This is a genomic window from Exiguobacterium sp. PFWT01, assembly GCF_018255795.1.
Taxonomy (GTDB): domain Bacteria; phylum Bacillota; class Bacilli; order Exiguobacteriales; family Exiguobacteriaceae; genus Exiguobacterium.
The window spans coordinates 2,700,488-2,722,868 of sequence record NZ_CP073755.1 but is presented as its reverse complement, the minus strand read 5'-3'; the positions used below and the strand labels follow the sequence as shown (position 1 = coordinate 2,722,868).

Annotated in this window: 24 protein-coding genes and 1 pseudogene; 21 read left to right on the top strand and 4 right to left on the bottom strand. The window is 50.6% G+C overall.

The features are described 5' to 3' along the window. Positions 1 to 71 precede the first annotated feature (71 nt). The 6 genes and pseudogenes from KD909_RS14165 to KD909_RS14140 all read left to right on the top strand — a co-directional run. On the top strand, positions 72 to 800 hold the full coding sequence (locus KD909_RS14165; RefSeq protein ID WP_074035076.1) for a GntR family transcriptional regulator: 729 nt from the start codon (positions 72 to 74) through the stop codon (positions 798 to 800). A 41-nt stretch (positions 801 to 841) separates the two neighbouring features. After that, complete coding sequence (locus KD909_RS14160) at positions 842 to 1,516, top strand: ABC transporter ATP-binding protein (protein ID WP_078146062.1); 675 nt, start codon at positions 842 to 844, stop codon at positions 1,514 to 1,516. After that, entirely contained in the window at positions 1,513 to 2,520 is a 1,008-nt protein-coding gene (locus tag KD909_RS14155; RefSeq protein WP_211781940.1) for an ABC transporter permease, read from the top strand. The genes KD909_RS14160 and KD909_RS14155 overlap by 4 nt, the downstream gene beginning before the upstream one ends. Further along, entirely contained in the window at positions 2,517 to 3,128 is a 612-nt protein-coding gene (locus KD909_RS14150; RefSeq protein ID WP_211781939.1) for a class I SAM-dependent methyltransferase, read from the top strand. The genes KD909_RS14155 and KD909_RS14150 overlap by 4 nt, the downstream gene beginning before the upstream one ends. 16 nt (positions 3,129 to 3,144) lie before the next feature. Next, positions 3,145 to 3,807, top strand: coding sequence for an NAD(P)H-dependent oxidoreductase (locus KD909_RS14145; RefSeq protein WP_015880376.1), 663 nt, complete (start codon positions 3,145 to 3,147; stop codon positions 3,805 to 3,807). 332 nt (positions 3,808 to 4,139) lie between these two features. After that, positions 4,140 to 5,485 (top strand): annotated as a pseudogene (locus KD909_RS14140) (IS1182 family transposase); the annotation flags it as partial. Positions 5,486 to 5,634: 149 nt separating this feature from the next. Here KD909_RS14140 and KD909_RS14135 read toward each other — a convergent pair. Together KD909_RS14135 and KD909_RS14130 are read right to left on the bottom strand one after the other, a co-directional pair. After that, positions 5,635 to 6,270 (bottom strand): nitroreductase family protein, encoded by a 636-nt coding sequence (locus KD909_RS14135; protein ID WP_015880377.1) that lies wholly within the window; start codon positions 6,268 to 6,270, stop codon positions 5,635 to 5,637. Next, entirely contained in the window at positions 6,267 to 6,713 is a 447-nt protein-coding gene (locus KD909_RS14130; RefSeq protein ID WP_015880378.1) for a MarR family winged helix-turn-helix transcriptional regulator, read from the bottom strand. The genes KD909_RS14135 and KD909_RS14130 overlap by 4 nt, the downstream gene beginning before the upstream one ends. A gap of 181 nt (positions 6,714 to 6,894) precedes the next feature. Here KD909_RS14130 and KD909_RS14125 point away from each other — a divergent pair, with 181 nt between their 5' ends. The 6 genes from KD909_RS14125 to modB all read left to right on the top strand — a co-directional run bounded on the left by KD909_RS14125 (position 6,895) and on the right by modB (position 13,054). After that, a complete protein-coding gene (locus tag KD909_RS14125) occupies positions 6,895 to 9,078 on the top strand; it encodes a malate synthase G (RefSeq protein WP_249199046.1) in 2,184 nt (727 codons plus the stop codon). Then, positions 9,075 to 9,371: a hypothetical protein gene (locus KD909_RS14120; protein ID WP_015880380.1), complete on the top strand. Its 297-nt coding sequence runs from the start codon at positions 9,075 to 9,077 to the stop codon at positions 9,369 to 9,371. The genes KD909_RS14125 and KD909_RS14120 overlap by 4 nt, the downstream gene beginning before the upstream one ends. Positions 9,372 to 9,446: 75 nt before the next feature. Next, a complete protein-coding gene (gene aceA, locus KD909_RS14115) occupies positions 9,447 to 10,724 on the top strand; it encodes an isocitrate lyase (RefSeq protein ID WP_211781937.1) in 1,278 nt (425 codons plus the stop codon). 145 nt (positions 10,725 to 10,869) lie between these two features. After that, the gene (ric, locus tag KD909_RS14110; protein WP_211781936.1) at positions 10,870 to 11,577 is read left to right on the top strand and encodes an iron-sulfur cluster repair di-iron protein; all 708 of its coding nucleotides are present in this window, start codon (positions 10,870 to 10,872) and stop codon (positions 11,575 to 11,577) included. Positions 11,578 to 11,684: 107 nt separating this feature from the next. Further along, entirely contained in the window at positions 11,685 to 12,416 is a 732-nt protein-coding gene (gene modA, locus KD909_RS14105) for a molybdate ABC transporter substrate-binding protein (protein WP_015880383.1), read from the top strand. Continuing rightward, entirely contained in the window at positions 12,413 to 13,054 is a 642-nt protein-coding gene (gene modB / locus KD909_RS14100; RefSeq protein WP_211781935.1) for a molybdate ABC transporter permease subunit, read from the top strand. Before modA ends, modB begins: the two co-directional genes overlap by 4 nt. Here modB and KD909_RS14095 read toward each other — a convergent pair. Further along, positions 13,051 to 13,422, bottom strand: a complete 372-nt coding sequence (locus KD909_RS14095) for a DUF3221 domain-containing protein (protein ID WP_034780581.1) — start codon at positions 13,420 to 13,422, stop codon at positions 13,051 to 13,053. The genes modB and KD909_RS14095 overlap by 4 nt on opposite strands. A gap of 134 nt (positions 13,423 to 13,556) precedes the next feature. On the opposite strand from KD909_RS14095, the gene KD909_RS14090 reads away from it, so the two are divergent. The 7 genes from KD909_RS14090 to KD909_RS14060 all read left to right on the top strand — a co-directional run bounded on the left by KD909_RS14090 (position 13,557) and on the right by KD909_RS14060 (position 19,253). Then, positions 13,557 to 14,684 (top strand): MFS transporter, encoded by a 1,128-nt coding sequence (locus tag KD909_RS14090; RefSeq protein WP_015880386.1) that lies wholly within the window; start codon positions 13,557 to 13,559, stop codon positions 14,682 to 14,684. Continuing rightward, positions 14,665 to 14,952 carry a hypothetical protein gene (locus tag KD909_RS14085; RefSeq protein WP_034780588.1) on the top strand — a complete coding sequence of 96 codons (288 nt, stop codon included), beginning with the start codon at positions 14,665 to 14,667 and terminating at the stop codon, positions 14,950 to 14,952. The genes KD909_RS14090 and KD909_RS14085 overlap by 20 nt, the downstream gene beginning before the upstream one ends. Next, positions 14,945 to 17,191: a molybdopterin oxidoreductase family protein gene (locus KD909_RS14080; protein ID WP_211781934.1), complete on the top strand. Its 2,247-nt coding sequence runs from the start codon at positions 14,945 to 14,947 to the stop codon at positions 17,189 to 17,191. Before KD909_RS14085 ends, KD909_RS14080 begins: the two co-directional genes overlap by 8 nt. Next, complete coding sequence (locus KD909_RS14075) at positions 17,188 to 17,730, top strand: 4Fe-4S dicluster domain-containing protein (protein ID WP_015880388.1); 543 nt, start codon at positions 17,188 to 17,190, stop codon at positions 17,728 to 17,730. The genes KD909_RS14080 and KD909_RS14075 overlap by 4 nt, the downstream gene beginning before the upstream one ends. 20 nt (positions 17,731 to 17,750) lie before the next feature. Next, complete coding sequence (locus KD909_RS14070; RefSeq protein WP_015880389.1) at positions 17,751 to 18,257, top strand: QcrA and Rieske domain-containing protein; 507 nt, start codon at positions 17,751 to 17,753, stop codon at positions 18,255 to 18,257. Next, complete coding sequence (locus KD909_RS14065; RefSeq protein ID WP_034780595.1) at positions 18,247 to 18,450, top strand: hypothetical protein; 204 nt, start codon at positions 18,247 to 18,249, stop codon at positions 18,448 to 18,450. The genes KD909_RS14070 and KD909_RS14065 overlap by 11 nt, the downstream gene beginning before the upstream one ends. Positions 18,451 to 18,560: 110 nt before the next feature. Further along, positions 18,561 to 19,253 carry a Crp/Fnr family transcriptional regulator gene (locus tag KD909_RS14060; RefSeq protein WP_034780597.1) on the top strand — a complete coding sequence of 231 codons (693 nt, stop codon included), beginning with the start codon at positions 18,561 to 18,563 and terminating at the stop codon, positions 19,251 to 19,253. On the opposite strand, the gene KD909_RS14055 is transcribed toward KD909_RS14060, so the two are convergent. Next, positions 19,254 to 19,766 (bottom strand): hypothetical protein, encoded by a 513-nt coding sequence (locus KD909_RS14055; RefSeq protein ID WP_211781933.1) that lies wholly within the window; start codon positions 19,764 to 19,766, stop codon positions 19,254 to 19,256. A gap of 222 nt (positions 19,767 to 19,988) precedes the next feature. Here KD909_RS14055 and KD909_RS14050 point away from each other — a divergent pair, with 222 nt between their 5' ends. Beyond that, positions 19,989 to 21,305, top strand: a complete 1,317-nt coding sequence (locus KD909_RS14050; protein WP_211781932.1) for an MFS transporter — start codon at positions 19,989 to 19,991, stop codon at positions 21,303 to 21,305. A gap of 63 nt (positions 21,306 to 21,368) precedes the next feature. Then, positions 21,369 to 22,376 carry a GTP 3',8-cyclase MoaA gene (gene moaA, locus KD909_RS14045; RefSeq protein ID WP_211781931.1) on the top strand — a complete coding sequence of 336 codons (1,008 nt, stop codon included), beginning with the start codon at positions 21,369 to 21,371 and terminating at the stop codon, positions 22,374 to 22,376. Positions 22,377 to 22,381: the final 5 nt, after the last annotated feature.

The following is a 22,381-nucleotide window of genomic DNA, read 5'->3' as shown; positions in this document are numbered from 1 at the left end:
GCTGACAAAGACTACTCTTTGTCAGCTTTTTTTGATATATTGTACATATATGTCTATACATGAGGTGCTATATGTCTACTAAGAAAAAACCGAAATATGAAACCATTGCTGATGAAATTCGTAAAAGAATTATTGAACACGTTTATCCGCTAGAACATGCATTACCTGATGAAATCCATTTGGCCCAAGAGTTTGGGGTGAGCCGAATGACGATGAAACGTGCGCTTGAGATTCTCGTCATGGAAGGGCTGATTTATCGTAAACGTGGTAAAGGAACATTCATTTTACAGTCGAGCTTCCAAAAAGATCGCATCAACGTGATTAGTAAAGAAACGAGAGGGCTGACTCAAGTAATCGGAGATCGCTCGTTACGAAGTGAAGTCCTGAATTTTGAGGTAAAGTTTCCGTGTCAGGAAGTCGCCAATCATCTCATGATTGAGCTGACAGAACCGGTCTATGAAATACGTCGTGTGCGTTACGTAGACGATGAGCCGTATGTCATCGAATTGACGTACATGGTTGCTAACCTCATTACAGGAATCACACGTGAAATTTTGGAAAAATCCGTGTATGCGTATATTCAAGAAGATCTGGGTTATACGATTACAAGCTCGCATAAAGTGATTCGAGCAGATAAACCGGATGAGTACGACCAAGCTTACTTGAAGAATGATATCACTGAACCGATTATCGAAGTCGAGCAAGTGGTCTATTTAAGTAACGGGAAACCGTTCGAGTATTCGTTTGCCCGTCATCGATACGATAAATTTGTGTTTTCATCGGTCAATATTGTGAAGTAAAAGTCGCCGCGATGGCGACTTTTTCGTAAGGAGGACCCATCGTGGATGTGAAAATTGAACAAGCAGGATACGAGATAAACGAGCCCGTCATCCAAGACATTTCGTTTGATGTACGGGCAGGTGAGATTTTAGGGGTGATTGGGTCGAATGGTGCGGGAAAAACGACCACCATCGCCTGTCTTACCGGAACGATTCCTTGGATGAAGGGAACGGTCGAGATGGAACGCTATGCGTTTATCCCGGAACAACCGGTCTACTATGATTATTTGACGCTATCTGAACATATTGCACTCGTCCAAGAATTAACGGGAATCGATTCAACAGAAAAAACGGAGGAGTTGCTACAGCTATTCCGGTTAGAGCATGTGACCGATCGGTATCTCTCCTCTTTTTCAAAAGGGATGAAACAGAAGGCGATGATTCTATTGGCGCTCATTCAAGAAGCGCGGGTATTGATTGTCGATGAACCATTTATCGGATTGGATGCGACGACGACGATTCAGTTACTTCGACTGTTAGAAGCGGAGCGTACGAGGGGGGCAAGTGTCTTATTAGTCACACACGTTCTTGATACGGCCGAGCGATTATGCGACCGATTCGTATGGATTGATGATGGACAACTGCTCGCGAGTGGGACGAAAGTGGAGATTCGTGAAGCGCTCGATACAGAGGGGATGACCTTGTTTGACATGATGGAAGATGTGGCGATGCGATGATTGCGAAACGATTGTTTTGGATGCGTGTCTCCCGGTACATAAAACAGCAATGGAAGACGGTCCGATTGATTGTCGACTGGACGATTTTTTTATACGGTGTCCTTCCTCTTCTCATATGGGCAGGCTATTCCTACTGGCAAGTCTGGGGAGGGAACTTCCCCTGGTTAGGTGACATCCCTTATTTTCTCTGGGCACTTCTGATTGGATGGTTCATGTGGCAAGACCGTATGTTTGTCTGGATTGAGCGTGCCGATCTCATCCTTGTGTCAAACCGGAGCATGATTCGGGATTTAAAAAGGTATTCGGTTTGGTATCAACTTACGCAACACGTGATTCAATATGGATGCTATCTGCTGTTGCTTGCACCGATTCTATACGTAAAAGGAAGGGACGTGGGCGAGATTCTCGCGTTTGGGGCTGCACTTTTTCTACTCGCTTGGTGTCACGTATGGGTCCAGTATCATCTACGTCTCCGACACGCCCATCTCATGAAGCGATTTTTAATCGTACTCCTTGCTTTTGTAGGCGTGTATGCGTTATTGATTGAGTCGATATTGCTTAGTGTGTTGATCGGAAGCATCATGGTCACATTTGCGTTATACGTAGGGGAAGGATGGGTGTCGAAACATCCGAGTGTCGGTCGAGAAATTGAAATCGGAGAACGTGAGCGTGCCTCATTCGATCGTGTCCTGTTGACGACGTCAGGAGCCATCGAGAAGACGAGTGAGCGGAAACGTCCCCTGTATCGACCGAGACCGAATCGCTTCGGCACCGTCAGACGGACGATGGCACTCCTTATGTACTTTAGAACGCCGAGTCATCGGAATTTATGGTTTCGACTCATTCCGCTCGGGATCACGAGCGTGATTCTTCTCCCAAGTTGGTTCAAACTAGTGGTTCCGATTTATCTGTTGTATGTCGCCTATCAAGAACAGACGTCGTTCACGAGAGAAATGGAGCGACATCCATTCTTTCAATCCATTCAAGAAAGAGGTTCATCATGAACGAACAGCAGTATGAGCAACTGTTACAAATCGAGACGGCCAAACCTCAGCAAGGATTCCCGTCCTCAGCCGAGTATAACCGTTATGAACCGACTCCTTACGAAGCACTCGATTTGCTTCGGGATGCGTATCCGTTAGAGTCCACAGATACCATCGTGGATTTCGGTTCGGGAAAAGGACGTCTGCCGTTCTATTTAGCGTATACGTTTCGTGTCAGGGCAATCGGTGTCGAGATGGACGGTGGATTTCATGAGGAGGCACTTCAAAATTGGATGAGCTATACGAAGAAACATCGTAATCGGGGAAGTGTTCAATTGGAACAGGGATTCGCGGAGGGATTCATGATTCCACCGGATGCGAATCGATTCTACTTCTTTAATCCGTTCTCGGTGAACGTCTTCCGCCAAGTGATTGCCAACATCATCGAATCTGTTGAAACGGTTCCTCGCCCGGTCGATGTGATTTTATATTATCCGGCGGATGAGTACCTCCATTATTTGAACGACGAGACGCCTTTTCAGTACGTACAAACGGTGCGATTGCCGCTGAAGAATCTTCATGAGCGATTTTTGATTTATCGGTTTGATATGATGGAGTCATCTTGGTAATGGAGGAGTGAGCACGATGAAAAAGAAAGACATTTTAGAGGCATATCGTTGGCGTCAAGCGACGAAAGCGTTCGATGCGGATCGTAAAATCAAAGAAGAGGACATGGAGTTCATTTTAGAGACGGGACGTCTTTCGCCGAGTTCGTTCGGATTCGAGCCATGGCAATTCGTCGTGGTGCGTCGGGAAGATTTACTCCAAAAGATTAAAGATCATGCATGGGGAGCGCAAGGTCAGGCCCTGACTGCCAGTCACTTTGTGTTGATCCTCGCAAGAACACCGAAAGCCATGCGTTACGATGCAGACTATATTCGTCACATCGTCACAGGCGTACAAGGACGGACGGAAGAAGAGTACGCACAGCGCGTGAAACGAGTGCAAGAGTTCCAGGAGAACGACTACCGTCTCTTAGACGATGAGCGTGTCTTCCAGGAATGGATCAAGCGTCAGACATATATCCCACTCGGAAACATGATGACTGCTGCCGCACAAATCGAAATTGATTCATGCCCGATTGAAGGGTTCAATCAAGAGGAGATTGATGAGTTGTTAATCTCAGAAGGTGTGATGGAACGTGGGGAATGGTCACTTTCAGTCATGGTCGCATTTGGGTATCGAGCGCGCGACTTTGCACCGAAAACACGTCGTGACTTTAACGAAGTCGTCAAATATATTGGATGAAAAAAAGAGTCAATCGCCGGGGCGATTGACTCAGCTTGTTGACAAATAAGATGTTCGAACTCGTCCTTCCGGCGCCCACGCTTTCCGCAGGCAATCCCGGAGCCGCATCGCGACTCAGGTCGCTGCTGGGTCTCCGTCGGATTGCTTTCCTGCAGGAGTCGGGGCGCCGTGGGACGAGTCACACGAATGGTCGCCACCTTTGGCGGCCATTTGTCTTTTTCTGAGGCCTCGATGGCCGAAGAAAAAGCCCGATACATACTTCGAACCCTTACAAACGGGGAAAGAAGAAGGTAAACACCAAGTTCGCCCGTCATCAAAAGGAGGAACCCGATATGTATCGCGCCCATTCTGAGAAACGACATGAACCGATCCAGTCCAAGACCACGTTGGACCAGCTGGTCCCGCAGGATCATCTCGTCCGGAGACTCGACCGTCACATCGACTTCTCGATCGTGCACCGGCTCTGCGCCCCGCTCTATTCGAACACCGGTACGCCCGGCATCGATCCGGAGATCATCATCAAGATCATCCTACTCGGACCCCTGTTCAACATCCGTTCCGTGCGCCAGACCGTGAGGGAGGTTCAGACGAACCTCGCCTATCGCTGGTTCCTCGGTCTCGGCATCGATGAGAAGGTTCCCGACCATTCGACGATCAGCCAGGCCTACCGCCGACGCTTCCAGGGGAACGACGTGTTCCAACAAATCTTCGAGGACATCGTCCGACAGGCGGAATCTCACGGTCTCGTCTCCGGGCGCATCCTGATCACGGATTCCACGCACATCCGGGCGAACGCGAACAAGAAGAAATTCGACAAGGTCGAGGTCGAACGGGTCGTCGGTGCGATCGAGGACGAGCTTCTCACCCGCGTGAACGAGGAACGGGCCGAACGCGGAAAAAAGAACTGAAACCGGCATCTGAGAAGAGGGAGCGCCGGCTCGTCAAGGTGAGCCGGACCGACCCGGATGCGGGATACATGTATCGTGACCAGAAGCCGGAAGGCTTTTTCTGGCTGGCGCATCGGACGGTCGACGCCAAGCACAATTTCATCGTCGATGTACACGTCACACCCGGGAACGTCTCGGACAGCACCGTCTATCTCAATCGGCTCGACCATGTCCTCGAACGTTTCCATTTCCCGCTCGAGGCGGTCGCACTCGATGCAGGCTACTTCACGACCGGGATCGCGAAGGCGCTCGTCGAACGGGGCATCTTCGGGGTCATCGCCCGGAGGCGTTTCGGTGGGAAGAAGGGGATGTTCCGCAAGACCCGGTACACGTACCTGCCCGAGGAAGATGCGTATCTCTGTCCGGCGCGACAGCGCCTCACCTATCAGACGACGGACCGCCACGGCTATCACCATTACGTCTCCGACCCCTCCATCTGTCAGAACTGCCCTCTCCTCGAGAAGTGCACGTCCAGCCGGACGCACCGAAGGGACATCACACGCCACGTCGATGAACATTACCGCGAGCAGGTGAACGAGAACCGCCTGTCCGCGTCCGGGAAATCCCTCTACCGACTGCGGCCGCAGACCGTCGAGCGCTCGTTCGCCGATGGGAAAGAGCTCCACGGGCTCCGTTTCACCTTCTACAGGGGGACCGCGAAGGTCCAACGCGCCAATCTGGTGGCAGCCACCGCACAAAACATGAAGAAGCTGGCCAACCTGTTGGCCAGAAAGGACCGTCTACATAACATTTCTTCAATCTTTTGTCGGGCAGAACGCCTCAAGCTCGTTGAACATAAAAAAAGACGAACCAAATCGCCATATGCGATTTGGTTCGTCAACAGCCTGAGTCAATCGCCGGGGCGATTGACTCTTTTGAATTATTTCCAGTCTGTGATGCGGTCGACTGGGAAGCGGACTGATGGATACCCTTCTTCTGCTGCTTTCCCGATTGAGAGAAGCATGACTGGGAGGTAACGTTCTTTGTCGAGGCCGAACGCTTCAGCGATGTTCGCTTTGTCGTATCCGCCGATTGGGTTTGTGTCATATCCGTGTGCACGTGCGACGAGCATGAGCTGCATCGCAACGAGACCTGAATCGAGCATGATGCTATCTTTGATCATTTCTTTCGGTGCATCTTTGAAGATGCCTTTGATCATGTCGACTTGACGGTCACGGACCTCAGCCGGCATCATACCGCGCTCTACTGCTGTATCGAAAATCTCTTCTGTGTAATCTGCCATCTGATAGTCGGCGAAGAGTGCGATCACAGCTGAAGATGTTTCCACTTGGCGTTTGTTGAAGCTTGCGAGTGGGAGGAGTGTTTCTTTTCCTTCTGCGCTATCGATGACGACGAAGCGCCATGGCTGTAAGTTAAGGGATGAAGGAGCTGTTGTCGCTTCTTCAAGAATTTGTGTCATTTCTTCTTTTGAAATTTTGACGTTCTCATCGTATACACGAATCGAGCGGCGTCCTTTGACAATCTCCATAAAGTCTTTTTGTGTGGCAGTGTTCATATTGTAGTCTTCCTTTCATGGTCAATAGTATCTTGTAACATCGTGAGTGATGCTAGTAACTGTTGTTGATCCTCTACCTTCATGTTGACAAAAAGTCGGTCCGTTAAGCACTCTTTTTGCTCAGTCCAATGTGCAATTTGTTCACGACCCTCGTCTGTCAACTCGACATAGATGACACGGTTATCTTGTTCACAGCGTCTCCGCGTGATGAGTCCTTGTGTCTCTAATTGTTTCAGGTGTCGGGTGATGGCGGCATGGTCGACATCGACGCGCTGTTGCAATTCACGTTGCCGCAATGGACCGACGTGATACAAATTGCTCAAAATGTCGTAGCGACTCAAGCTGAGCCCGTCCATTTCAGAGTCGAATAATTGCCCTAATTCTTTTTGTACCGTGATGATGTGATAGAGAATTTGATCACGAAGCGAGCAAGAATCTCGCATGCACATCGCCTCCTCAAATCATTGATGACTCAATCATTGATGGGTCACACAATGTATAGTAAACCCATCTTCACAGGATTTCAAATAAAAAGTTTTGAGAAATGGGTTGTCAAACTGTTATATAATAGTCTATATTGTAATCAACTGATATATAACAATGATTAAAGGAGGATATGAACGCTTGGAACACTATGAACGACTAGATACGTATCATATTCATGAGAAACTGCTCGAATTTGTGAATAAAAACGTACTTGAACCCCATGAAATCAACGCTTTTTGGGAAGGCGTCGAATCGCTTCTAGAGCGTTTCATTCCAGTGAATCAGACACTTCTAGAGCAGCGCACGACATATGAACGATTGTTACAGGAGTGGTACAGTCGGCAAGACGAGGTCGATCCAATCGAATATGAGACATTTTTAACGTCAATCGGCTATATCGAACCGGTCGTCGAAGATTTTCAGATCGACGTGTCGAATGTCGATCGCGAAATCGCGCATCAAGCTGGACCGCAACTCGTCGTCCCGTTAGACAATGCGAGATATGCACTCAATGCCGCCAACGCCAGATGGGGAAGTCTCTACGACGCCATTTATGGGACGGACATGATTGACGAGACAGACGGTATGGAAAAGGGGCGAGCATACAATCCCGTTCGCGGTAATGAGGTCATTCGGTTGGCGAAACAGTTTCTAGATGACACGTTCCCGCTACCATCAGGGTCGCACAAGGAAGTGACACGATACGTCGTTCGTGACGATGTCGCCTATGCGGTAATCGGGGACGTCGAGCATTCGCTCGCAGATGATTCCTTCGTCGGTTACACCGGGGAACCGAACGAGTTGAAGACGTTGATGCTCAGACACCATGCCTTACACGTTGAACTTCAATTTGACCGCGAGCATCCGGTCGGAAAGGTCGATCCTGCTGGACTGATGGACATCGAGCTCGAATCAGCCCTATCCGCAATCGTGGATTGTGAGGACTCGGTCGCAGCCGTTTGTGCGGAAGACAAAGTTCATCTGTATCGTAATTGGCTCGGTCTGATGGATGGGACGCTTGAAGCCTCGTTCCAAAAGAATGGGAAGCGACTCTCTCGGCGCTTAAACGAAGATAAACGTTTGATTGGAAAAGATGGAGCAGAAGTCGTCCTCCCAGGACGCGCGCTCTTATTCATTCGGAACGTCGGACACTTGATGACGACGGACTTGATCCTTGATGCAGCAGGGCGCGAGGTGCCAGAAGGAATCGTGGATGCCATCTTCACTTCACTGATCGCAAGTCGCCATCTTCATCGTCGTCTCAACTCTCGGGAAGGATCGATTTACATCGTCAAACCGAAAATGCACGGCTCTGAAGAAGTGGCATTCACCAATGTTTTGTTTGATGCCGTGGAAAATCTGCTGGACCTTCCTCGCTATACGTTAAAAGTCGGCGTGATGGATGAAGAGAGACGAACGTCGCTCAACTTGAAAAATTGTATCGCGCAAGTAAAAGAGCGTGTCGTCTTCATTAACACGGGCTTCCTCGACCGGACGGGAGACGAGATTCATTCCTCGATGACACTCGGACCGATGCGTCGGAAGGGAGAAATGAAGACGTCACCTTGGCTCGCTGCATATGAACGGTTGAATGTATCAACCGGTCTCGAGAGTGGGTTCCATCATCAAGCACAAATCGGAAAAGGGATGTGGGCGATGCCCGACCGGATGCAGGACATGATGCGTGAAAAAATGGCGCACGTACGCTCCGGGGCAACGACGGCATGGGTGCCTTCACCGACCGCGGCGACACTCCATGCGATGCACTATCATCAACTTGATGCTTTTGATGTACAGCGAGAATTGATGCAACAGCCTGTTTTGAAACACGAACGACAACAGCTTCTTGATATCCCGCTCGCGACGCGCATCTATTCGCAAGAAGAGATCAAAGAAGAGCTTGAGAACAATTTGCAAGGATTGCTCGGGTACGTCGTTCGTTGGGTCGAACAAGGTGTCGGTTGTTCGAAAGTGCCGGATATTCACCATATCGGACTGATGGAAGACCGGGCGACACTCCGGATTTCGAGTCAACACGTGGCCAACTGGTTGCATCACGGCATCTGTTCAGCAGAACAAGTCGAGGTCACCCTTTATCGGATGGCACGAGTCGTCGATGAGCAAAACGAGTCAGACCAGAATTATCGACCGATGACGCCGAACGTCGATCAGTCAATCGCCTATCAAGCCGCCCACGAACTCGTGTTTCATGGATTGAAACAGCCAAACGGGTACACGGAGCCAATCTTGCATCGTCGCCGCCGTGAATTTATGAAACGTAAAACTGTGGAATTAAACCTTAAAGGAGGAACCTCATCATGACAACGAAAAAAATGGAAAGCGAACAGTTGATTGAACGTTGGGTCGTCCGCCGCATCGTATCTGGAGAATCGACAGCATCTTTGGCGAATACGGCATTCGTATACGGCAACGACTTGATGCGCCTCGTCTTGGATCGTGCAGACGGTTCGCTCCAAATCATGAAAGAGCCGATCGATGAAGTCGTCGTTTTCCGCAAACCGGAGGACCGTGACGAAGAAAATGTCTGTCGTTGCTGCGGGATGGAGCATTCGACGTTCAAGGCAGCCTTGGAGTGCTGCGCTTACCTCGACTAAATCATTTCGTTTGCACCATCTGTTATATAACAAATTCGATTTTATAAAATTAATATAATACAGGAGGGTTTATTGATGAAAAAACGCGAAGAATTGATGAACAGCTGGAAGTCAGAACGATTTGAAGGGATAGAACGTCCATACTCTGTAGAAGACGTCATGAAATTACGAGGGTCTATCGTGATTGAACATACACTTGCGACAAAGGGAGCGGAACGCCTGTGGCAATTGATGCACGAGCGTGACTACGTCCATGCACTAGGTGCGTTGACAGGGAACCAGGCGATTCAGCAAGTGAAAGCAGGACTCGAAGCCATCTATTTGAGTGGTTGGCAAGTAGCGGCGGATGCGAACTTGTCGGGTCACATGTATCCGGACCAGAGTCTATATCCGGCCAACTCGGTGCCAAGTGTCGTCAAACGAATCAACCAAGCGCTTCAACGTGCTGACCAAATTCAAACGGCAGAAGGGAAAGGCGACACGCATTGGTTCGCACCGATTGTCGCGGATATGGAAGCCGGTTTTGGTGGGGTACTCAACGTATTCGAACTGACGAAGGCAATGATTGAAGCGGGGGCAGCCGGCGTTCACCTTGAAGACCAGCTCTCGTCTGAGAAGAAATGTGGTCACCTCGGTGGGAAGGTGTTACTCCCGACGCAGACGGCTGTGAAAAACTTGATTTCGGCTCGACTCGCGGCAGACGTCATGGGTGTCCCGACAATCATCGTAGCGCGGACAGATGCGCACGCGGCGAACTTGATCACGAGCGACATCGACCCAATCGATCATCCGTTCATCATTGGAGAGCGTACGCCGGAAGGCTTCTATCGTACGGAAGCTGGTATCGAGCAAGCAATCGCTCGTGGTCTCGCTTATGCACCGTATGCAGACCTCGTCTGGTGTGAAACGTCCGAACCAGATTTGGCAGAGGCACGTCAATTTGCCGAAGCGATTCATGCGAAGTATCCAGGCAAACTTCTCGCTTACAACTGCTCGCCATCGTTCAACTGGAAGAAGAAGCTGTCAGACGAAGAGATCGCCACGTTCCAACAAGAAATCGGCGCAATGGGATACAAGTTCCAGTTCGTTACACTCGCTGGATTCCACGCGCTCAACTTCGGCATGTTTGAGCTCGCACGCGGTTACAAAGATCGTGGCATGGCGGCGTACTCGGAGTTACAGCAAGCAGAATTTGCGGCTGAAGTACATGGTTACACGGCGACACGTCATCAGCGTGAAGTCGGAACGGGTTACTTCGATGAAATCTCGCTCGTCATCTCAGGTGGACAATCATCAACGACAGCGCTCGCAGGTTCGACCGAGACTGAACAGTTTGAAACACCGTTGCATTGAGCGATGCCCCTCGACAAGAGGGGTTTTTTGTGTCCAAATTTGGAACACCTGCATCCTGTTCACTTAAATGTGACGTATTTCACATTTTTGTTGTCGAACTCTTGCTACGCTGAACATGTCAAAATGAATATGGAGGTTATGACAGATGACACAGACATTCACGGGCGATACGCACGTATCTGAAATCGTCAAACAATGCCCGCAAGCGGCAGACATTTTCAAACGGAACCGAATCGATTTTTGTTGTGGCGGCAACCGACCACTCGCCGAAGCGACTGACAAATCGAAACGGTCAACGGAAGACATTTTAGAAGAAGTTAATGCGCTCTATCAACGCAAGCAAGAGATGAACGAGAAGAGCATCGATTGGGATGCCGCTTCTTCTTCGGAATTGATTGAGCACATCATTTATAAGCATCACCAATTTTTGACGGACGAATTGCCACAGCTCACACCATATGTGACAAAAGTGTTCCGGGTCCACGGACAAAATCATCCGCACCTCGGACGCATTCATCAACTGTTCAATCAATTGAAAGTGGAACTTGAACAACATATCGTCAAAGAAGAGACAGAAGACTTCCCGACGCTGCTTCGTCACGAGACCGCACCGACAGTTGAAACGAGACGGGAGCTTGATGACATCTTGGCCTCGCTCGAGTCAGAACATGCAGCAGCCGGGGACATTTTAAAAGAGTTGCGTCACATCACAAACGACTATACGCCGCCTGAAGGAGCGTGTGGGACGTATCGTCTTGTCTATCAACGGTTAGAAGCGCTCGAATCGGATACGTTTGAACACATTCATCTCGAAAACAACATTTTATTCCCGCGGGCGCGCACGTTCGCTTAAGCAGTGGCACACCCCTACTTACGTAGAGGTGTCTTTTTGTGACGTTTGATACAGATGGGAGGCAAATCAAGCGCTACGATAAAGGGGAGGCAAAGGAGTGATTAATCATGAAACGGGTGAGTGAAGTCATCGTAGGGGTGACGGTCGCCTTATTACTAAGTCAAGTCTGGTCGAGTTCAGATTCGGAGGACACCGTGACCATTTTGGCGGCGGCAAGCTTAGGACCGGCTTTAGAAGCGGTCGAGCGACAACTTGAAGCAGAGTTCGATGGGATCGATGTTCGAGTCGTGACGAACGGGAGCGGCGCCTTGCGAGCACAAATCGATCACGGGTCTCCGGCAGATATCTTTTTAGCCGCGAGCGTTGATGATGTCGACCGACTACAAATCCCGATTCTAGAGCGGGATGCGTTCTTGTATAACGAGCTGTGGCTCGTGACACCGAAAGGGAAACCGTGCGCGGAGACATGGTACGACTTAAACGCATGTGCTCGGATCGTCATCGGTGACCCGGTCAATGTCCCGGCCGGTCGCTACGCGAAAGCGGCGCTAGAAGTGGAAGGCGTGTGGGAAGAAGTGGAACCGCGAATCATGTTCGCCCAGAATGTAAGACAAGTATTGACGCTCATCGAACAAGGCGACGCCAATGCGGGATTCGTCTATAAGACGGAACTGACGACGGACGTCGAGTCGCTTCAGTCGGTCCCGTTTGAAGCGACGGGTACGATCGCGTATCCGGCGGTCCGGTTGACGCACAACCCATACGTACACGATGTGTACGCGCGTTTGTTTGACGATGATATCCAAGCTCACTTTTTAGCGAAAGGATTTTCTAAATGACGCAACATCCACTTCAACTCACATTCGAAGTCGGGATGATGGCGACGGTGAGCGCCTTCGTCCTCGCCTTCGGAGCGGCTTATTTCATGCATCACCGTCAATTCAAAGGAAAGCGGCTGCTCGAGACGGTGTTTTTACTGCCGCTCATCTTGCCGCCGACAGTCATCGGACTATACGCCTTGATTGTCCTCGGGAACAACGGGATCGGCGGATTGTTACCGATTACGATCTTGTTCACGAAACAGGCGAACATCATCGCATCCGCCTTGGCCGCGTTTCCGCTCATCTACCAAACGATTCGTCTCGGTCTTAAACAACTCGATGCGGAATGGTATGAGGCCGGACGCGTGCTCGGTGGGTCAGAGCGCCAACTGTTCACCTACGTGACGATTCCGCTGCTGTTACCTGCGTTGACGAGTGGGTTTGTCCTTGGTTTCGCACGGTCAATCGGCGAGTTTGGGATCACGATGATGATTGCCGGAAATATCCCGGGCGAGACGATGACGCTCGCCACAGCGATTTATATGGCGACAATCAACGGAGATATGACCCAGGCGCTCGTCTGGAGCGGATGGTTGGTTGGTTTGGTGTTTTTAGTCCTCTGGCTGAGTGAACGTTATGGCAAGCGTTCATATTAGTCGATCACGTCGATTTTTTTCACATAAGACCGGTTCGGAGTATTTAAGATACTCGGACCGGTCTTTTTCCAAATGTGGACGTGGTCTCCGACAGTGATTTGCTCGAACGTGGCTTTCACTTGAAACTTGAACCAGCTTACGTCTTCCGGTTCACTTTGTGCGAACAAGGTGTCAGGAGAGAGCGTGGCCTCTTCTGCGGTAATTCCGCTGATGACGAGTGCGGTGCGGTCAGATTCATTTATTTCAATCACATACCCCTCGACATCTGGTTCGGTCGTCGCTCGATTGGCGAAGACGAAACCGATGGAAAAGACGACGAGCATGGCCGCGATGGTGAGGAATAACATGATTTTAAGCGATGATTTCATAAGGGAACACCTCCTTCGTTCATTATTCTGTCACGTCTCGAATCGCTTATCTGTGAAAAAAGTAACAGTTAAGTCGAGATGTCATCTTTATGATGAAACTATGAAGTCGCTCGGAAAGAGAAGGGGGAACACATATGTCCGATCGTTATTTTTATTCGACCGCCGCAAAGTGGTCGTTCGTAGGATTCACCGTCTTGGTGCTCTCGACATGGATCGCCTCGGCAGGATTTGAGCACGTAGACATGGCGCTGTTCGGCTACTATATCGCCGCCGTCATTTGCATGATTGGGATGGTCGTCCGCTTGACGTTATTTTTTGCACGGCCGGCCACCTCACAAGTATTGAAGCGGAGCCTCAAACAAATGAAGGCAGAAAAGAAACGGGCCGGTAAAGCCGTCGCCACGACAACTGTCAATAACATCGTCTTACAGAAGTTCATCTGGGAACGTGGCTGGTACCGCTGGACCCAACATATGTTGATTGCCTGGGGATGTCTCGGGTCGTTCGCCATCACATTCGGGCTGACGTTCCAATGGATGCGGTTTGATTTGATTGATATCGAGACGTATCAGATTGTCGTCTTTAACATCCCAACCATCAAGATGGCTGCGCACGGGTTGTTCGCGGAGCTCGTCTATAACGGGTTGAACATCACCGCGCTCATGTTGCTCGTCGGCGTGCTCATGGCACTCTATCGCCGGATCAACGACCAGGACGTGAAAGTGACCCAGCGGTTCGAATTTGATATTTTACCGCTCCTCATGTTGCTCATCGTCACTGTCTCGGGGTTGTTGTTGACCGTTTCGTACGTGTTCTTCGGAGGCTTCATCCATCACGAGCTCGCCTTGTTCCATCAATTGACCGTCATCATCTTTTTATGTTACTTCCCGTTCGGTAAACTGTTCCACTTGCCGGTCCGACCGATGGCGGCCAGCGTCCCGATGAACTACCGGGAAGTCGAAGCGGATGAGACCCGTGTCTGCGCCGGGTGCGGGACACGTTATGCGACGGACAATCAAGTCGAGGACGTCCAAGCGATTTTGCAAGCACAGACGATCCAGCTCGGGCTCAGTGACGGGACCCAGCTCTCCGATTACTGCCAACCGTGTCGACGTTCGATGCGTGTGAAGATGCAATTGAACTTGATGAACGGACAGTTACCGACACACCCGGTCGATACGAACACAGGCATGTCGATGCCAGGATTCGGCCGACCGAAGGAGACGAAAGGTGAGGCAAAAGATGAGACACCTGTGCGTTAAGTGCGGCGAACCGACCGGCACGCTTGAAGAGATTGAACAAGTGAAACAATTGCTCGAAGGGTCGGACCAACTCGTGAAAGTCGATGCGGCGCACACGGTCCAAGACCTCTGTCACGGCTGTCGTCGTCGGGCCCGGCTCGATTCGGCGCTCGGACGGCCTGGAAGTGACGGGATGCATTATCCGCTTCAAACGATTAACGGCTATCACGTCAGTGGATTTTCAAAACGAAGAGCGGAAACGTTCTATGGAGGGGAAGACGATGAGTGACTTTTTAACGTCGCCAGAAGTACAGAATTTAATCAAACCGGGTGAAAAGTTGATCACGACCCACTGTTGTTACTGTGGCATGCAGTGCGGCATGCATATCCGGGTCGATGAGAAAACCGGGGCCGTCAAAGGCGTTGAACCACGCTACGATTTCCCGGTCAACAAAGGAAAACTTTGTCCGAAAGGCGTCACGGCCTATCAAACGATCGAACATCCGGACCGCATCATGACTCCGCTCATCAAACGGAACGGCAAGTTTGAAAAAGCGACATGGGAAGAAGCGCTCGACGTGATCGAAGCGAACTTTAAACGCATTCAACGAGAGCATGGGAAAGATGCGGTGTCCGTCTTCGGCGGCGTCTCGATGACGAATGAAAAATGTTACCTCGTCGGGAAGTATGCCCGGGTCGCACTCGGCACACGGTTCATCGATTACAACGGTCGCTTCTGCATGTCGTCAGCTGCCGGCGGTTTCTTAAAGACACTTGGGATTGACCGCGGAGCGACGCTTCCATGGACGGAGTTCGAGCACGTCGACACATTCTTTGTCGCCGGTTCGAATATCGCCGAATGTCATCCGACGACGACGCAACATATTTGGAAGGCGAAAGACAAAGGCGCGAAAATCATCGTCGCCGACCCGCGTGAAATTCCGATGGCGCGCGTCGCCGATGTCCATCTCGATTTGAAGCCAGGGACGGATGCGGCGCTTGCGATGGGACTGCTCAACTTTTTAGTCGAACACGATTATGTTGATCAAGCGTACGTGGATGAGCGTTGCGATAACTACGAAGAGTTGAAAGCGTCGGTCCGAGACTGGACGCTCGAACGGACGAGTGAGGTGACCGGTGTCGCCATCGAAAAGCTCGAGAAGGCCGGTCATATTTACGGGAAGAGCCCACGTTCGGTCATGTTGTTCGCCCGCGGCGTCGAACAACAGTCAAAAGGCGTCGACAATGTCTCGCTCTATACGTCGATGGCGCTCTTACGAGGCATGATTGGGAAGTTTGCTTCGGGCGTCGCCACGATGACGGGGCAAGGGAATGGGCAAGGTGGACGAGAACATGGACAAAAAGCAGACCTGTTACCAGGCTACCGGAAATTAACTGACCCGAAAGCCGTTGAATATGTGAGCGGGGTTTGGGGCATCGATCCTTCCGAGATGCCAAAACCAGGTGTGTCCGCGTTCGAAATGTTTGATGAGATTCAAGCGGGAACGATTCGGGCGATGCACCTCATGTGTTCGAACCCAGCCGTTTCGGCACCGAACCTTCCGTACGTGTGGGACAGTTTCAACAAACTCGATTTCTTCGTCGTTAGTGACTTCTTCATGTCGGAATCTTGTGAGTTTGCTGATGTCGTCTTACCGGCTTGTTCGTGGGCCGAAGACGAAGGGACGACGACAAACTTAGAAGGACGAGTCATTCGGATCCGGAAAGTGCGCGAACCGCTCGGGGATTCGCTTCCAGACTGGGAAATCATGAAGCGGATCGCTGAGCGGATGGGACGCGGACAGTACTTCCCGTATGAGACGGCGCGTGACATCTGGGAAGAGTTCCGCATCGCGACGAAAGGTGGAGCGGCTGACTACTCTGGGATCACATGGGAACGAATCGACGACGAGTATGGTGTCTTTTGGCCATGTCCGTCCGAAGATCATCCCGGCACACCTACGATGTTCAAAGAACGGTTTGGAACGGCGAATGGAAAAGCAAATTTGCCTGTCGTCACATATCGGCCGGCCGGTGAATATGCGAATGAAGAATATCCGGTCACGCTCACGACAGGTCGGGTCGTCTTCCATTACTTATCGGGCAATCAGACGCGCCGTGTCGACTTCTTGAGCACGATGTCAAAACTGCCGTTCGTGGAGATCCATCCGGAGTTAGCATCAAGTTATGGCCTTCAAACGGGCGACAAAGTCGAGCTTCGCACACGTCGCGGGTCGATTGTCGTCGAAGCACGTTTGACGAAGGCGATTCGAAAAGATACGGTCTTCGTCCCTTATCATTGGGGCAAGGAGCTTGCCATCAATCAATTGACGAACCCGTGTCTCGATCCGATGTCACGCATGCCGGAGTTCAAGGTATGTGCGGTACAAATGAAAAAGTTACCGGCCAACACCCCGTTACACATTAATCCGTTGACGGTCCCGCTCGGATCAAGCGTGCCGTTCATGGCAGACCATGCGATTGCGACGAGCTGTCACGTCATGGATGAGGAGGTTCATACGAAATGAATAAGGTCATGTATTTAGAGTTTGAACGTTGTATCGGCTGTCGGGCCTGTCAGGCAGCTTGCCGCGAATGCGGAGACCACGAGGGGCTCGAGCGCAACTATGTGGATTATATCGATTTCTCGGAGAACCGTCAGACGTTCCCGATGATCTGTATGCAGTGTAAAAATCCAGCTTGTGCTCAAGTATGTCCGGCGAATGCGATTCAAATCACGCCAGAGGGCGTCGTGTTATCGGCTTCAGAAGAAAAATGTATCGGCTGCCGGAACTGTACGTTCGCTTGTCCGTTCGGGATTCCGAAGTTCGACTTTGAGAAGAATAAGATGTATAAGTGCGACATGTGTTACGACCGCTCCAAACATGATATCGCGCCGATGTGTGCGTCGGTTTGTCCGTCGGATGCGATTCGCTTCATCGACCATGACGAGATGATGCAACTCCGTCGTCAACGCGTCCAAATGAACATGATCGAAGGGAAAAAGCCTTCGCAAGACGATAAATGGAATTACGTCCCTGAATTCTTTGGCGTCTATTCCGATTGAGATGGAAAGGAAGATGACTTATGTCGAATGAATCAAAAGACCGGGAACGCTTATCCGAACTCGTCGATAACTTGAGTCGGGCCGATGACGTGAAACTGAATCGACGGGCGTTCATCAAATCAACGTTCGGCGCAGGTATCGCACTCGGTCTCGCGACTATCCCGTTCAATATCGCGGCCTTCGTTCGAAGCGAGCCGAGAACCGACCGTCAGTTCATCACGACGGTCGAGGCGCTAGAGCGCGGGAAATCACTCGAATTTGAATATCCGGGTACGGAACCATCGTTGCTCGTTCATTTAAAGAATGGTGAATTCGTCGCCTATAACAACAAATGCACTCATCTGCAGTGCCCAGTGTTTTATGTGGAGGAAGAAGATGTTCTTCTTTGTCCGTGCCATCGTGGTTACTTCGGTGTCGACGGCCAACCACAGGCCGGTCCGCCGCAGCGGGAACTCCCTAAAATCTTGCTTGAAATCGAGAACGGGAAGATTTTTGCGGTCGGAAGAGAGATTCATCATGGGGCGTAACGGTTGGAGTTTAATCGGATTGGTCATATTGCTCGCGACGAACATGATACTCTTGCAATATACAATTGAGAGCTACATGGTGTATGATCACGCCTCGATGCGACTGTATATGATCATCGCCGTCATCAATGTCGGATTGATCGGCTTATTATATCGATATTGGAAAAAAATTGAATATCGTACGAAAGAATAGTCCTCCCCTTGAAACGCTTCCAAATGTTGATTGCGTTTCGAGGGGGTTTGTGTTTAGAATGAAGGCAAGCTTTCATATGGCGCAACGTGTTTTAAGGAAGGTTGGTGGAAATGGCTCATTCAAGTAAAGCGATGGTGCTCGAGGAAACAAAAAAATTGGCACATCGAATCATTCATGTCCCAAAAGGCGGTTTTCTGTTCCGAGAACAAGAAGACGCAGCTGAATTTTATATTGTAAAGAGTGGACTGATTCAAATTTCGAAATTGACGGAAAATGGAAAAGAATTGACGTTACGTTGTTTAAGCGCTGAGGCTTGTTGCGGAGAGTTGACGTTATTCGCAATCGAACCAAAATATTTATTTAACGCCAAGGCGTTAGAAGATAGTGAAATTTACGCGGTCAAAATCGAGCGTATTGAAACGATGATTTTGTCGTCGAACCCGGAATTCGTCCGCGAGTTCATGGTCATGATCAACGAACATATGCGGAAACAGCATACGAAATTTAGAGACTTGGTGTTGAACGGGAAAAAAGGAGCGCTCTACTCGACGCTCATTCGTATGGCGAACAGCTATGGGGTGGAAGTCGAAGACGGCATTCTCATCGACTTGAAACTGAAAAACCAAGAGCTCGCCAACTATTGCGGGACATCGCGTGAACGCGTGAATCGCATGTTGAACGAGCTCGCCCAAGAAGGAATTATTTCACTCCCTTCCCGTCAAATCATTATCCATGACCTCGACCGGTTGAAACTGCTCAACCATTGTGAGGACTGTCCGGTCTCGGTCTGTGTCATCGATTGATCACATTACGGCGGCAAGCGATAGCTCGCCTTCAAAATGCTCCAATCCATCGGTCTCGATTGTACAGGCCGATACATAAAACTCGCCATCTTCCATCAACTCATAAGACCGGAGCACGCCTTCGGCTAGCTTGATCCCGTTGGCGCGGACCTCGACGACGACACCTTCCATCGAGCGGACACGCGCTGCGGACAAAAAGTCGAGCCATCGTTTGAAATGGCGATAAACGGTGACCGTGGTCCCGTCCCCTAAGTAACCGATGACTGCCTGTGCGTCATCGATCGTCACGTCATGGTGAGTGTCGATCCGAACGAGCAAGGTGTGCAGCGCTTCTAGTTCTTCTAAAGGACTTTCAAGTGGGAATGTGATATCGAGCCCCGTCTCGGTGAACGCAGCCTCGGCGATCGCGACGCCGAAGACACGGAACACGTGGGCCCCGTCTTGACTGAAGAAATATGGTTGTAGCGCCAAGCGAACTTTGGGCGCACAGTGGATTTGAATGAGATGTGACAAATTAATCCCTCCTCTATTCCTTATCGTAAGGAATCGGGGAGGGTTTTTCTGTGTTCAATGTCACAGAAACAAAAGATAGGCGATTTTGTCACAGATTGATGACAGGGTGAGAAAAAAACTCAAGATGCGAAATAAGTGTGAAAGAAGGCACACTTTTTTAAGAGGACGGTCGATAGGATGGGATTAGGGTACGAATTGAACCGTTAAGAGGAGGAATAGACCATGCAACAATTAGACAAAGGGTCACACGCACTCGCCGAGTGGAAGCCAGAGGATGTGGGATTTTGGGAAGGAACGGGAAAACAAGTCGCCAATCGGAACTTGCTCGTTTCGGTCCCGGCACTGACGCTTGCATTCATCGTCTGGCAAATGTGGTCGGTCGCAGCCGTCCAATTGAATTCGATCGGGTTTAGCTTTACGCAAGGCCAGTTGTTCACGTTGGCCGCACTGCCTGGACTTGTCGGGGCGACGTTGCGCTTTTTCTATACGTTCGCAAACAGTATATTCGGCGGTCGGAACTGGACGATCTTCTCGACATCGATTTTGTTGTTGCCGCTCCTAGGCATCGCCTATGCCGTTCAAAACGTCAATACGCCGTATTGGGTATTCATGATTTTGGCCGCACTTTGCGGACTAGGCGGCGGAAACTTCTCGTCATCAAACGCCAACATCGGCGCGTTTTATCCGAAAGCGAAAAAAGGGACGGCGCTAGGGATTAACGGAGGCATCGGGAACTTGGGCGTCTCGCTCGTCCAATTGATCACACCGCTCGTCATCACGACAAGTATTTTCGGGTTCATCGGCGGGAACGCCCTCGTGACCGAGACCGGCGAAGAGATTTGGCTTCAAAACGCCGCGCTCCTTTGGGTCGTGCCGACCATCATTTTGACGGTCTGCGCATACTTGTTCATGGATAACTTACCGACCGCGCGTCAATCGCTTCGTGAACAGGCGAGCGTGTTTAAAGACAAACATTTTTGGATTCAAACATTGCTCTACACGGCGGCGTTCGGTTCCTTCATTGGATATGCCGCAGCGTTCCCGATGATTTTAAAGTTAAAGTTCCCTGAGTCGGACTTGATGGCGCTCGCCTTCCTTGGTGCATTCCTTGGCGCCTCTTCGCGTCCGTTCGGGGGCTGGATCAGTGATAAGATCGGAGCGGCCAAAGTGACATTAATCGTGTTCGGAATCATGGCGCTCGGTACGATCAGTGTCATCATGGCCATCACGAACAGCAACTTGACGATGTTTTTCATCTCCTTCGTCGTCTTGTTCATCGCAACAGGACTCAACTCTGGAGCGACGTTCGCGATGATTCCCCACGTGTTCGTGGCGACGAAGACACCGGCCGTAGTCGGATTCTCGGCAGCGTTTGCTGCTTACGGAGCCTTCTTCATTCCGAAGATGTTCGGTTGGTCGCTCGAGCTCGTCGGTTCGTTCAACGGTGCGTTGTTCGTCATGCTAGGGCTCTATGCGATTTCGATTGCCACCACAATTTATTATTACTTGCGCAGCGGTGCTGAAAAGCCGATTCGCTGACAAATCGACGCAGGGACTGTGAGGGTCCCTGCTGTCGTTGATGGATAGAAAGGATGAACCAAGATGACACCATGGACCGATCGACGGAGACGACCGTTGGAAGACTTACGCATCTCAGTCATTGATAAATGTAACTTTCGTTGCCGATACTGCATGCCGGAAGAGGCGTTCCGCCACCACCAATTTTTAAAACGAGATGAGTTGTTATCGTTTGACGAGATCGAGCGCTTCGTTCGCATCATCGCCCCACACGGCGTGAAAAAAGTGCGTCTGACCGGGGGCGAACCTCTACTCAGGCCGAATCTCGATGAACTGATTCGCCGCCTTCGCGCGGTCACGACCATCGAGACGATTGGGTTGACGACGAACGGCGTCTATTTAGAACGGATGGCGAAAGTGTTGAAGCAAGCTGGGCTCGACCGGGTCAACGTCAGTCTAGACGCCTTATCGGCCGAGACGTTCGGGATGATGAACGGACGCGGCACGTCGCCCGAGACGGTATTACGAGGAATCGATGAGGCGAAACGGCAAGGGCTCGAAGTGAAAGTGAACATGGTCGTCCGAAAAGGCTGGAACGATCATGAAGTCGCCCCGATGGCCGCGTATTTCAAAGAACGGAACATCACACTCCGTTACATCGAGTTCATGGATGTCGGCACGGCGAATGAATGGAACGTCGAACATGTCGTGTCGTCTGAATCGATTCTTGAGGTGTTGAAACAACGAAATGGATTACTTGAACCGCTTGCACCCGAAACACTAGGAGAAGTCGCACAACGTTACCGTTACACGGATGGGGCGCAAGTCGGCTTCATCTCTTCGGTCAGCCAACCGTTCTGCGGAACGTGTACGCGAGGCCGCCTATCGAGTGATGGCAAATGGTACACGTGCCTGTTCGCAGAAGACGGGACCGATATCCGCGAATTGCTCCGCAGTGGGGCGAGCGATGAATTGATTGCCATGACACTGAAAATGGTATGGGAAGTACGGGACGACCGCTATTCGGAAGAACGGTCGCGAACTGGGAGTCGGACACGTAACCGGATTGAAATGAGTTATATCGGAGGATGAAGACG

Bases quoted from the DNA above. Each gene is read 5' to 3' on its own strand.
- KD909_RS14165 (WP_074035076.1), top strand. From the start codon at position 72: ATGTCTACTAAGAAAAAACCGAAATATGAAACCATTGCTGATGAAATT.
- KD909_RS14155 (WP_211781940.1), top strand. From the start codon at position 1,513: ATGATTGCGAAACGATTGTTTTGGATGCGTGTCTCCCGGTACATAAAA.
- KD909_RS14150 (WP_211781939.1), top strand. From the start codon at position 2,517: ATGAACGAACAGCAGTATGAGCAACTGTTACAAATCGAGACGGCCAAA.
- KD909_RS14145 (WP_015880376.1), top strand. From the start codon at position 3,145: ATGAAAAAGAAAGACATTTTAGAGGCATATCGTTGGCGTCAAGCGACG.
- KD909_RS14135 (WP_015880377.1), bottom strand. From the start codon at position 6,270: ATGAACACTGCCACACAAAAAGACTTTATGGAGATTGTCAAAGGACGC.
- KD909_RS14130 (WP_015880378.1), bottom strand. From the start codon at position 6,713: ATGCGAGATTCTTGCTCGCTTCGTGATCAAATTCTCTATCACATCATC.
- KD909_RS14120 (WP_015880380.1), top strand. From the start codon at position 9,075: ATGACAACGAAAAAAATGGAAAGCGAACAGTTGATTGAACGTTGGGTC.
- aceA (WP_211781937.1), top strand. From the start codon at position 9,447: ATGAAAAAACGCGAAGAATTGATGAACAGCTGGAAGTCAGAACGATTT.
- ric (WP_211781936.1), top strand. From the start codon at position 10,870: ATGACACAGACATTCACGGGCGATACGCACGTATCTGAAATCGTCAAA.
- modA (WP_015880383.1), top strand. From the start codon at position 11,685: ATGAAACGGGTGAGTGAAGTCATCGTAGGGGTGACGGTCGCCTTATTA.
- modB (WP_211781935.1), top strand. From the start codon at position 12,413: ATGACGCAACATCCACTTCAACTCACATTCGAAGTCGGGATGATGGCG.
- KD909_RS14095 (WP_034780581.1), bottom strand. From the start codon at position 13,422: ATGAAATCATCGCTTAAAATCATGTTATTCCTCACCATCGCGGCCATG.
- KD909_RS14090 (WP_015880386.1), top strand. From the start codon at position 13,557: ATGTCCGATCGTTATTTTTATTCGACCGCCGCAAAGTGGTCGTTCGTA.
- KD909_RS14085 (WP_034780588.1), top strand. From the start codon at position 14,665: ATGAGACACCTGTGCGTTAAGTGCGGCGAACCGACCGGCACGCTTGAA.
- KD909_RS14080 (WP_211781934.1), top strand. From the start codon at position 14,945: ATGAGTGACTTTTTAACGTCGCCAGAAGTACAGAATTTAATCAAACCG.
- KD909_RS14075 (WP_015880388.1), top strand. From the start codon at position 17,188: ATGAATAAGGTCATGTATTTAGAGTTTGAACGTTGTATCGGCTGTCGG.
- KD909_RS14070 (WP_015880389.1), top strand. From the start codon at position 17,751: ATGTCGAATGAATCAAAAGACCGGGAACGCTTATCCGAACTCGTCGAT.
- KD909_RS14065 (WP_034780595.1), top strand. From the start codon at position 18,247: ATGGGGCGTAACGGTTGGAGTTTAATCGGATTGGTCATATTGCTCGCG.
- KD909_RS14060 (WP_034780597.1), top strand. From the start codon at position 18,561: ATGGCTCATTCAAGTAAAGCGATGGTGCTCGAGGAAACAAAAAAATTG.
- KD909_RS14050 (WP_211781932.1), top strand. From the start codon at position 19,989: ATGCAACAATTAGACAAAGGGTCACACGCACTCGCCGAGTGGAAGCCA.
- moaA (WP_211781931.1), top strand. From the start codon at position 21,369: ATGACACCATGGACCGATCGACGGAGACGACCGTTGGAAGACTTACGC.